Source organism: Nosocomiicoccus massiliensis, assembly GCF_000438455.1.
GTDB lineage: Bacteria > Bacillota > Bacilli > Staphylococcales > Salinicoccaceae > Nosocomiicoccus > Nosocomiicoccus massiliensis.
In genome coordinates this window covers 1-11,530 of the sequence record NZ_CAVG010000032.1, presented here as the reverse complement: position 1 = coordinate 11,530, position 11,530 = coordinate 1, and the positions used below count along the sequence as shown (strand labels likewise).

The 11,530-nt window shown below is 34.9% G+C and carries 13 protein-coding genes; 10 read left to right on the top strand and 3 right to left on the bottom strand.

Features of this window, described 5'->3' with window-relative positions:
- The first annotated feature begins 90 nt into the window (after positions 1-90).
- The 3 genes from TJ68_RS01545 to TJ68_RS01535 are packed head-to-tail and all read left to right on the top strand — an operon-like array spanning position 91 to position 2,129.
- Positions 91-888 carry a metal ABC transporter ATP-binding protein gene (locus TJ68_RS01545; protein ID WP_040928363.1) on the top strand — a complete coding sequence of 266 codons (798 nt, stop codon included), beginning with the start codon at positions 91-93 and terminating at the stop codon, positions 886-888.
- Positions 878-1,717 carry a metal ABC transporter permease gene (locus TJ68_RS01540; RefSeq protein ID WP_040928362.1) on the top strand — a complete coding sequence of 280 codons (840 nt, stop codon included), beginning with the start codon at positions 878-880 and terminating at the stop codon, positions 1,715-1,717. Before TJ68_RS01545 ends, TJ68_RS01540 begins: the two co-directional genes overlap by 11 nt.
- Positions 1,707-2,129 carry a Fur family transcriptional regulator gene (locus TJ68_RS01535; RefSeq protein WP_040928361.1) on the top strand — a complete coding sequence of 141 codons (423 nt, stop codon included), beginning with the start codon at positions 1,707-1,709 and terminating at the stop codon, positions 2,127-2,129. Before TJ68_RS01540 ends, TJ68_RS01535 begins: the two co-directional genes overlap by 11 nt.
- Before the next feature lie 58 nt (positions 2,130-2,187).
- Here TJ68_RS01535 and ispG read toward each other — a convergent pair whose 3' ends face one another.
- From ispG to TJ68_RS01525, 3 genes are all read right to left on the bottom strand, one after another.
- Entirely contained in the window at positions 2,188-3,309 is a 1,122-nt protein-coding gene (gene ispG, locus TJ68_RS01530) for a flavodoxin-dependent (E)-4-hydroxy-3-methylbut-2-enyl-diphosphate synthase (protein ID WP_040928360.1), read from the bottom strand.
- A gap of 84 nt (positions 3,310-3,393) precedes the next feature.
- Positions 3,394-3,633, bottom strand: a complete 240-nt coding sequence (locus TJ68_RS08470; RefSeq protein WP_162138443.1) for a hypothetical protein — start codon at positions 3,631-3,633, stop codon at positions 3,394-3,396.
- A complete protein-coding gene (locus TJ68_RS01525; RefSeq protein WP_040928359.1) occupies positions 3,606-4,127 on the bottom strand; it encodes a DUF1189 family protein in 522 nt (173 codons plus the stop codon). Before TJ68_RS01525 ends, TJ68_RS08470 begins: the two co-directional genes overlap by 28 nt.
- A 135-nt stretch (positions 4,128-4,262) precedes the next feature.
- Between TJ68_RS01525 and TJ68_RS01520 the strand changes: the two genes are divergently transcribed.
- From TJ68_RS01520 to phoU, 7 genes are all read left to right on the top strand, one after another.
- Entirely contained in the window at positions 4,263-4,865 is a 603-nt protein-coding gene (locus tag TJ68_RS01520; RefSeq protein WP_040928358.1) for a superoxide dismutase, read from the top strand.
- 114 nt (positions 4,866-4,979) lie between these two features.
- Positions 4,980-7,172 carry a peptidoglycan D,D-transpeptidase FtsI family protein gene (locus TJ68_RS01515; protein ID WP_040928357.1) on the top strand — a complete coding sequence of 731 codons (2,193 nt, stop codon included), beginning with the start codon at positions 4,980-4,982 and terminating at the stop codon, positions 7,170-7,172.
- Between the two features lie 120 nt (positions 7,173-7,292).
- On the top strand, positions 7,293-8,267 hold the full coding sequence (locus tag TJ68_RS01510) for a phosphate ABC transporter substrate-binding protein PstS family protein (protein ID WP_040928356.1): 975 nt from the start codon (positions 7,293-7,295) through the stop codon (positions 8,265-8,267).
- A gap of 16 nt (positions 8,268-8,283) precedes the next feature.
- Entirely contained in the window at positions 8,284-9,201 is a 918-nt protein-coding gene (gene pstC, locus TJ68_RS01505; RefSeq protein ID WP_040928355.1) for a phosphate ABC transporter permease subunit PstC, read from the top strand.
- A complete protein-coding gene (gene pstA, locus TJ68_RS01500) occupies positions 9,201-10,076 on the top strand; it encodes a phosphate ABC transporter permease PstA (RefSeq protein ID WP_040928354.1) in 876 nt (291 codons plus the stop codon). Before pstC ends, pstA begins: the two co-directional genes overlap by 1 nt.
- 10 nt (positions 10,077-10,086) lie before the next feature.
- Positions 10,087-10,917 (top strand): phosphate ABC transporter ATP-binding protein PstB, encoded by an 831-nt coding sequence (pstB, locus tag TJ68_RS01495; protein WP_040928353.1) that lies wholly within the window; start codon positions 10,087-10,089, stop codon positions 10,915-10,917.
- On the top strand, positions 10,917-11,530 hold a 614-nt coding region (gene phoU, locus TJ68_RS01490), incomplete at its 3' end, for a phosphate signaling complex protein PhoU (protein ID WP_040928352.1). The genes pstB and phoU, both read left to right, overlap by 1 nt.

The following is an 11,530-nucleotide window of genomic DNA, read 5'->3' as shown; positions in this document are numbered from 1 at the left end:
AAACGAGCACTGTTACAGTGCTCGTTTTATTTACAATTCGTAACAGTTACGTTATAATTATACGACTAAAAGCATGTTGGAGGTGTTGTCATGTCAACGCCCGTTTTCGAAATAAGAAATGTATCATACAAATATTATGAAAAAATGGAAACGACAGTGGCATTAAAAGACATAAATCTCAAAATAGAGCGTGGAGAATTTATGGCAATTGTTGGACCGAATGGTTCTGGTAAATCTACATTAATAAAACTAATTCTCGGTATTAAGAAGTTACAAGAAGGCGAGATTTTAATTAATGGTAAGCGAATGAATCGTAGAAATAGAGAGACTAAAATTGGTTATGTTTCTCAAAAAGCTGCATCATTTGCAAAAGGGTTTCCTGCGACTGTAAAAGAAGTCGTATTAAGTGGTTTAACAAAAAAGCGTGGACTATTTAAAAAATTTAACAAAGAAGATTTTAAAGCACTCGATGAAGTGTTAGATTTACTCGATATAACAGATTTAAAGCATAAAAATATCGCGAGTCTTTCAGGTGGACAAACACAGCGTGTATTTATCGCTCGTGCTTTAATTAATAAGCCAGAAATCCTCGTGCTAGATGAACCGACAGAAGGTATCGATGCAAAAAACGTCTATAGCTTTTATGAAGTTTTAACACGATTAAAAGAAAGTGGAACGACGATCTTACTCGTCACACATGATATTGGCGTCGTCGTCGACCAAGCAGACACCGTTGCGTGCTTAAATGAGCATCTACATTTCCACGGTTCAAAACAAGACTTCTTAAAACTCGATGAAGCTGAGTTATCAAAAGTATACGGGTTTCCGTTACAACTCGTAAATCACGATCATACGAGAAGTTGCTGTGAGGTGCCATATGTTAATTGATGCGCTACAAAACTATGCATTTATGAGATACTCGTTTATTAGTGGTTTAATTGTTGGGTGTATCGCGCCACTTCTCGGAACATTTATCGTCGTTCGAAGACTGAGTTTAATTGCAGATGCACTCTCACATATTTCACTCGGTGGGATTACGCTCGGTGTGTATTTATCGAGTATACTCTCATTTACAATTAACCCACTCATTACTGCAACGCTATTTTCAATTATCGGTGCAGTAGGTATAGAAAAGATGAGAACTGTTTATAAACACTTTTCTGAAATATCGATTCCAATAATTATGAGTCTTGGGATTGCATTATCTGTTATATTTTTATCACTAGCAAATGGTTTTAACCAAGACTTATTTGGCTACTTATTCGGAAGCATCAGTGCAGTGACTAAAAATGATTTATTTTTAATTAGCTGTATTGGAGTTATCGTCATTACGTTCGTTTACTTTTTATATAAAGAGATGTTTTTACTATCATTTGATGAAGAGTATAGCGAAGTGATGAAAATTAGTGGATTTATTCATTTTATTTTTATCGTACTCGTTGCGTTAGTCATTAGTGCATCTATGAGAATTGTCGGGACACTACTCGTCAGTGCGATGATGACATTACCGGTCGCTGCCGCAATTCGAGTGACGTCGAGTTTTAAAGCACTAATTGCAGTGAGTATATTATTTGGAGAAATTTCGGTCATACTCGGACTCATATTAGGATTTTACTTAAATATCGCTCCTGGTGGTATGATCGTATTAGTTGCGATTTTTATATTATCTATGACATTTATCGTAAATCGATTAGGAGTGAAGATGAATGCCGAATAATGAAAAAGAAAGAATTAAAACAACCCTAAAAGATCATGGGTTTAAACTAACAAAACAACGATTATCTTTAATCGAAATATTACTGAAAGAAGATAGATACGTCACAGCGACATATGTCTATAATAAGATGTCGGGAATATACGATGGTATTAGTTACGATACAATTTATAGAAATCTGTATACGTTACATGAAATTGGCGTAGTAGAGGAGACGACATTAGACGGTGAGATGCAGTATATGATTGCTTGTAGTGATCACCATCATCACCACTTTATATGCGACAATTGCGGTATGGTAAAAGTCATTCATTACTGCCCAGTAGATGAATGGCAAAAAGAAATACCAGGCGCTAAAATAGATGGACATAAAATAGAGCTATACGGTTTATGTTCGAATTGTCGAAATGATTAAAAAATCACCCCTAAAGTTAGAAATAAAATCTAACTTTAGGGGTGTTGTCATTTAAGTTTTATTTATTTTCATTTGCGAGTTCTTTTTTACGCTGTCTTTCTTTTTCGTAATGTGCTTCAGCTAATATGTCGATTTCTTTTTTAAGTTCGTCGACCATCGTTTCTTCGGGTACTTTTCGCACTGTTTTTCCGTGCATAAATAGTAATCCTTCTCCGCGCGCTCCTGCAATTCCAATGTCCGCTTCACGTGCTTCTCCTGGACCGTTTACTGCACATCCAAGAACGGCTACTTTTATCGGTGCTTTAATGTTTGAAATGTACTCTTCGACTTCATTTGCGATCGCAATTAAGTCGATTTCAATACGTCCACATGTCGGACACGCGATAAGTGTTGCTGCGTTTGAAGCGAGTCCAAATGTTTTTAATAATTCTTTTTGAACTTTTACTTCTTCAACAGGGTCTGCAGATAATGAGATTCTCATCGTATTACCAATTCCTTTATTGATGAGCACCCCAAGCCCTGCAGCACTTTTAACTGTCCCAGCAAATAACGTACCACTTTCAGTGATACCAATATGAAGCGGGTAGTCGAATGCTTTAGATGCTTTCTCGTATGCTTCGATTGCTAAGTGAACGTCAGAAGCTTTCATAGATACGATAATATCGTGGAAATCTAAGTCTTCTAATATTTTAATATGGTGTAACGCACTTTCTAGCATTCCGTCAGCTGTTGGATAACCGTATTTTTCGATAATGTGACGCTCTAGGCTTCCTGCGTTTACTCCAATACGAATCGGAATGCCTTTTTCTTTACACGCATTTACAACCGCTTCAACGCGTTCACGTTTACCGATGTTACCTGGATTGATACGAATTTTATCCGCACCACCTTCAATAGCGAGTAGTGCGAGTCTATAGTCGAAGTGAATATCGACGACTAATGGTATGTTAATTTGTTTTTTAATTTCTTTAATTGCTAGCGCATCTTCTTCACGTGGACAAGCGACGCGCACGATTTGACAACCTGCTTCTTCTAAACGTTTAATTTCAGCGACTGTCGCCTCAACGTCATGGGTTTTCGTCGTTGTCATACTTTGAATGATAATCTCGTCTGAGCCACCAATCACTAGATCGCCAACTCGTACAGGACGAGTGTTTTTACGATGTGTAATTTCTGACATTTAATATATCTCCTTGAAACAATGTGATTTATTTTTGTATGTTCAATTATACAACAAATCTATTATGTTGTAATGATGAACGAACTATTTTATCGTCTGCTTCTTTTTGAATACGGGTAGTTTCTTGTCGTAATATATTAAGAAGATGAATACGAAAATATATATGAACCAAAGTTCATTACCCGTTATAAGTTTTATAACTGTAAAAAGTACCGTCGGAATGACGAAACTATAAGAAATGATTTTAAACCAGTTCATATAATCCGTACGTTTATTTCTCATTGATGCAATTTTATTTAATATAAATGATAGTAGTAATAACAATGTAAACCGTAAAATGCAGCCATCACTATAATTTGTATGATTGAGTACACTGCAAAAAAGAATCCAGTACTCTTAGTATGTGTATCGATATATTGCTTTAACTCGTTATCATTATTAAATTTATTAAAACTTGAGTATGGTAGATAATCTTCAGTCATATTATGAATTTGAATGCCTTGATGTTGAAATGTTATAAAGGCATCTTCTAATGGTAAAGACTCTTCTGTAAAGACAATTCGACCTTTAGAGGTTGTTAAGTTTTTTTCATCTCCAACATAATATCCATCTTTAATTTCAAAATTCGGTATGTCGTCTTTTACTTCACTTAGAGCATTCGCAAATTGATTTGTATTAAAAAAAGATAACATATAAGGGACTGAAAGAAGTGTACCTATAATTAATATGTTTAATAACAGATACTTAAAGGGTACTGTTCTAAATAGAGGATATTTTTCAAACGTCAGTAGTCGTTTGAAATATTTTAAATAATCCATGAATTCAACACATCCAAATTCTATTTTAGTCAGACATTTGACTGATTTACTGATAGGTAGAAGCTTATACCTTTTATTGTAGCACTTAATTTGGTATATTTGGGATGTAAACATCATTAGGAGGAGATTTTAGTTATGGCATTTGAACTACCTGAGTTAGACTATGCATATGATGCGTTAGAGCCTACAATCGACAAAGAAACAATGGAGATTCACCACTCTAAACATCACAACACTTACGTAACAAACTTAAACAACGCAGTTGAAGGTACAGAATTCGAAAACAAATCTTTAGAAGAATTAGTAAAAGATATCGATTCATTACCTGAAGATATTCGTACTGCTGTAAGAAACAACGGTGGTGGACACTGCAACCACTCATTATTCTGGCAATTATTAACTCCAGAACAAAAAGACGTACCAGCTGAACTTAAAGAAGCTATCGAAGATAAATTCGGTTCTTTAGATTCATTCAAAGAGAAATTTGAAGCTGCAGCTGCAGGTCGTTTTGGATCTGGTTGGGCATGGTTAGTTGTTGGGAATGATGGTTTAGAAATTACTTCTACTCCTAACCAAGATAACCCATTAATGGAAGGTAAAACACCTGTACTTGGTGTGGACGTATGGGAGCATGCGTACTACCTTAAATACCAAAACAAACGTCCAGAGTACTTAGGTGCGATTTGGAACGTTGTAAACTGGGAAAAAGTAAACGAGTTATATCAAGAAGCTAAATAATAACTTCCTTTCAAGCCATGAGTTGTAAAACTCATGGCTTTTTTTTAATGAATAACGTGATAATATGTTAAAATAGAATGTGAATTTTAACGAAAGAAAGTTAGGTTGAAGCGTGTGAGACGTGTTAAGAAAAAAAGCTCTGAGGCGATTAAATATCAACTATTTAAGTCGAGAGCAAATACATTAGTATTTATTGTTTTTATATCATTTATAATTTTAATTCTTCGCTTAGGACAGTTACAAGTCATTCAGGGTGAATCTTACCATGAACGCGTTGAAAACGCACAATACGTTAAGATTAATCAAAACGTACCACGTGGTGAGATTTATGATCGAAACGGTAACGTTCTCGTTAAAAATAAGTCCGAACGTGCCATTTTCTTTACGAGACATCGAAATATGTCTAATGGTGAAATTATGGATCTTGCAAATAAGCTATCGAACTATTTGGAGATGGATGAAGAAAATTTAACGTTACGTGATAAGCAAGACTATGCATTAAATAATTATTTTGACGAGTTACTAAAAGAAATGCCTAATGAGGCAACATTACTGGATGACGGTAATATATCTAGAAATGATTTTAATGAAGCGGTATATGAGAACATTAGTAACGAATATTTAGACTCATTACTTACTGAAGAAGATAAAAACATCATTTCTATATATACGAGAATGATCGTCGCAACAGAATTAGACCCCGTTACTATTAAAGGAAGTAATGTCACAGAAAAAGAGTTCGCTACAATTAATGAAGATCTCGATAAGTTAGAAGGAATTACAACCGGAATGGACTGGAAAAGAGAATATCCTTATGGTTCAACACTACGTACAATTCTTGGAGACGTGAGTTCACCGAAAGAAGGATTACCTAAAGAACTCTCTGATTATTATAAATCACTTGGTTACTCACAAAACGACCGTGTCGGTAAATCATATTTAGAATTTCAATATGAGGATATTTTACGTGGTGAAAAAGAAGAAGTTAAATATTCAACAGATCGAGCAGGTCGCATTATCAATCAAGAAGTTGTAAAAGATGGTAAACCTGGTAACGATTTATATTTAACAATCGATATCAAATTACAGCAAGAACTTGAAAAAATTGCAGAGCATCATTTAAAAGAAATGCGTAATTTAGCAGAAGCTGCAAAACAACGTGCGGATTTAAATGGCGATATCGAATGGGATATTCGACCAGAGTTTTTAGATACTGTGACTCTTGTCGTACAAGATCCATATAATGGTGATATTTTAGCGATGGTTGGTAAACATATGAATAAAGACGGAGATATTGAAGATTTTGATTATGGTACATTTGCTGTGAGTTATGTACCAGGTTCATCCGTTAAAATTGGTACGGTTGTTACAGGTTATCAAAACGATGTTCTACAACCTGGAGAATCACAAGTCGATGAACCACTCGTATTTGCTGATGGTACGAACAAATCTTCATTCTTTAACCGTGACAATAGTTACAACGTAGACGATCAACACGCTTTAATGGTCTCTTCGAACGTTTACATGATTAAAATCGCACTTCGTTTACTCGGTTTAGAATACGATCGTAATATGCCACTACCAAGTGATATTTCTAATGATGCGTATAAATTAAGAAATGGGTTAAATCAATTTGGACTTGGTGTGTCAACAGGTATTGATTTACCAAATGAAGAGACAGGTATTTCTCCACCACTAACTAATAACCCTGGGAACTATTTAGACTTAGCGATTGGACAGTATGATACGTACTCTACAGTACAGCTTTCACAATACATTTCTACAGTTGCGAACGGTGGTAATAGAATGCAGTCACACCTTGCTAAAGAAATCAGAGAGCATAATCCAAATGAACCAGGAAAAGTAATACGCTCGTTCAATGGTAATGTTTTAAATACTGTCATGATGACTGACGCTGAAAAAGAACAAATTTCTAAAGGGTTATATGATGTTTTTAATACACATCATCAATCGACGGATAGATACGGAACAGGATGGGATGCGTATCATGAATTAGAACCAAAAGCTGCTGGTAAAACAGGAACTGCAGAAGCGTATCGTGAAGGAGTTTCAGTTTTAAACCAAACGTATATCGGATATGCACCATATGACAATCCAGACATGGCGTTCTCCATTATATGGCCAACGACACCGATGACGATTCCATTCTTCCCAGCTCAATATATGGGAAGAGATGTTATTCAAAAATATTATGAGCTTGAATATGGTGCGCCTAAAAAAGATTACTACAAATATAATCTAGATGAATTTTACAGACGAATTAAAGCAGGCACATATGATAGTTAGACTACTGAAATTTTTCAGTAGTCTTTTTTTGATTTTACATATTCTTTACAATACGTTTATTTTAAATTTAAAAACGACCTGTACTATGTAATCATAATCAAAATCATTTGGAGGAATAAAATGAAAAAGCAAACTTTAAGCGTAGCAATGATGTTAGTTCTAGGAGGTACACTTGCAGCATGTAATAATGATGCTGAAAATGATGACAACAATGCATCAAATGAAACAAGCACTGAAACGAGCGAAGAAAAATCTTCAGTCACTGAGCAAGCGATTGTTGGTGACGGTTCAAGCACAGTGTTCCCTATCTTAGAAATCGTCAATGAAGACTACAATGCTGAATACGGAAGTGCAGCAGAAATCGGAGTATCTGGTACAGGTGCTGGATTTGATAGATTTATCGCAGGTGAAACTGATTTCCAAAACGCTTCACGTCCAATTAAAGATGAAGAAAAACAAGCGTTAGAAGACGCAGGTATTGAATATACTGAATTAGAAGTCGCGATCGACGGTTTAACTGTAGCAGTTAACAAAGACAACGATTTTGTAAAAGACTTAACATTTGAAGAGTTATACAAAATCTACTCTGGTCAAGCTGAAACATGGGCAGATGTTCGTAGTGACTTCCCAGATGAAAAAATTGTTGTATATGGTCCAGACCAATCTCACGGAACACATGACTTCTTTAAAGAAGAAGTAATGGATGATGAAGACATTCAAGGTGAGTTAATCCAAGATACAAACCAAGTAGTAAACGCAGTTACATCTGATAAAAATGCGATTGGTTTCTTCGGATATAACTTCTACTTAAACAACAAAGACAACTTACAAGCAGTATCGATCCAAGGTGAAGATAGCACTGAAGCTGTTGAACCAACAGAAGAAAACGTTAAGAGTTATAAATACCCACTTTCAAGAGCATTATTCGTTTATGTTGCGGATGAGAAAGTGAAAGAAAACGAATCATTAAGTCAATTCATTGAGTTTCTATTAGATAACGCATCAGTAGCAGCTGAAGATTCTGGTTACGTTGCATTAGATGAAGAGAAGCTTAATGAGCAAAAGGATAAGTTCAAAGAAATTATTGGGAACTAATTAAGTAGGGATTTATATGAAGGATTTAAGTATACAACAACAAATAGAACGAAAAAAACGTTCAAAAACTCTTGAGAAAGCAGTACCTATCGTACTGTTTTCTATTACTATTGTTTCAGTATTAACAACAATAGGAATTTTATATACATTAATTTCTGAAACATTCCACTTTTTAAGAGAAGTATCAATTGTGGAATTTTTAACAAGTAAAACATGGAATGCTTTTAGTAGCACGCCGACATTCGGTATATTCCCACTAGTTTTAGGAACGTTAAAAATAGTTGTTATTGCGACTTTGTTTGCTGTTCCAACAGGTGTATTTTCAGCAATTTATTTATCAGAATATGCACCAAAATCAGTGCGTAAAGTGTTAAAGCCAACATTAGAAGTGTTAGCTGGTATTCCAACAGTTGTATATGGGGCATTTGCGATTACAGTGGTCACACCGATGTTACAATCTATTTTTTCATCGATGGGCCACTTTAACGCTATTAGTCCTGGACTTGTCGTTGGAATAATGATATTACCGATGATTACAAGTTTAACTGATGATGCGATTACGAGTGTTCCAGATGCAGTTAGAGAAGGGTCTTATGGACTTGGTGCGACTCAATTAGAAACTGTATTTAAAGTTGTCTTACCGGCGGCTTTATCAGGGATTTTAGCGTCAATCGTACTTGCAACAAGTCGTGCAATTGGTGAGACGATGATCGTTTCTATTGCTGCAGGTTCAACACCTAATAGTAGTTTCAACTTATTTGAGTCACTTCAAACGATGACAGGGTTTATCGTACAAGTGACATCTGGTGATGCAACATTCGGTTCTCAAGTGTACTACAGCTTATACGCTGTTGGTATCACGCTATTTATATTTACTTTAATTATGAACGTATTAGCAATGTGGATTGCAAAAAGATTTAGGGAGGAATACTAATGGCTATGGATGAAGCAGTGTTAGTCAAAAGACAATCAAAGCGTCGAATGCTGAATTCTATTATGAGCAAAGTATTCTTCTTATCAACGATGATCGGTATTGTTGTGTTAATTATTCTTTTAGCATCGATTTTAAAACAAGGAGTCGGTGCGTTATCTATTGATTTCTTTACTAACTTTAGTTCAAGTCGACCTGAAAGAGCAGGGATTAAAGGTGCTTTAATTGGTACTTTATGGTTAATGGCATTAACAACACCTATAGCAGTTATTTTATCTGTAGGTACAGCTATTTATTTAGAAGAATATGCGCCGAAAAATAAACTTACTCACTTTATCGAAGTGAATATTTCAAACTTAGCTGGAGTACCATCTGTAGTATTTGGTTTACTTGGTTTAACAATATTTGTAAGACAATTTGGCTTAGGGAATTCAGTTCTCGCTGCGAGTTTAACGTTAGCGCTAATGATTATGCCGGTAATTATCGTATCGAGTAAAGAAGCATTACGTAGTGTGCCAAATTCTATTCGAGAAGGATCAATCGGACTTGGTGCATCTAAATGGCAAACGATTTATAGAATCGTATTACCTGCAGCAGTACCTGGTATTATAACGGGTATCATATTAGCGGTATCTCGTGCGATTGGTGAGACAGCACCACTTGTTGTAATTGGAATTCCAGTTGCATTATTAGCGACTCCAAAAAGTGTGTTTGATTCATTCCAAGCACTTCCAATGCAAATATATAACTGGGTAAAAATGCCACAAGAAGCATTTGTTAGTTTAACATCAGCTGGAATTATCGTATTACTCGCGATGTTATTACTTATGAACCTTGTCGCAGTACTCATAAGAAATAAATATTCAAAAAGATTTTAGGTGAAATAAGATGGAAGTAAAAGTAAAAGAAGACAATAAAGTAAAAGATATATTAACTCAAGATCAAACTTTAGATAAAACTTCTGGCAAAGAAGTTTTCGTGACAAATAATTTAAATCTCTGGTACGGAGACACGCATGCGTTAAAAGATGTAAACTTAGCGTTTAACGAAAAAGAAATTAGCGCGATTATTGGACCATCTGGTTGTGGTAAATCGACTTTCATTAAGACGTTAAACCGAATGGTCGAGCTCGTTCCTAACGTTAGAATTGAAGGCGATATTTTATATAGAGAACAAGATATTTTAAATAAAAAAATGTCTCTTGAATCGTTAAGAACAAAAGTTGGAATGGTGTTTCAAAAGCCGAACCCATTTCCAAAATCTATTTATGAAAATATCGTGTACGGTCCAAAGGTACATGGTATTAAAGATAAAAAGACGCTCGATGAAATCGTTGAGAGAAGTTTAAAACAAGCAGCGCTTTGGGATGAAGTAAAAGATCGTCTTAAAGATAATGCATATGGTCTATCAGGCGGACAGCAACAACGTTTATGTATTGCTAGAACACTCGCGATTGAACCAGATGTTATATTAATGGACGAACCGACAAGTGCACTAGATCCAATCTCTACAATTAAAATCGAAGATTTAATGCAAGAGTTAAAAGAAAAATATTCGATTATTATCGTGACACACAACATGCAACAAGCTGCCCGTGTTTCTGATAAAACGGCATTTTTCTATAATGGATCGGTAATCGAATATGACGATACTAAAGTAATCTTTGAAAACCCACGTGATCAACGTACAGAAGATTATGTAACAGGTAGGTTTGGATAATGAAGCCGAGACAAAATTTTATTAATAATTTAGATGAAGTCACTTCTTATGTTTTTAGATTATCAAACGAAGTAGAAAAAAGAATTGATAAACTCATTCACTGTATAGAACATAGAAACGTAGATGCGCTAAAAGATATTTCTAAAGAAGATATTGTTGTCAATGACTTAGAGCTTCTAATTAATGAAAAGATTATATCTTTAATTACATTAGAAGCACCAGTTGCGTCTGATTTAAGAATGTTAATCTCTTATATTAAAATCGCAGAGGATTTAGAGCGAGTGGCAGATAACGTTGTAAATATTGCAAACGTAAGCGCTGAGTATAATATCGGATCAGAAGAAATTATCAATAAATTTAAATCGATGTTACAGCTGTCAAAGCTCATGCTTTCAGATGCGACAGTTGCAATGGAAACAAAAGATCTAGCATTGATCAAAGAATTATTATCTAGAGACGAAGATATCGATATGCTTTATATCGATACGACGTCAGAAGCAATCGAAAAAATTGAAGATAAAGTCATTATGAGTCAAGTTGTATTAATCGCTAAATATATAGAACGTATTGGTGATCACGTCGAAAATATAAGTGAACATCTATACTATTACTT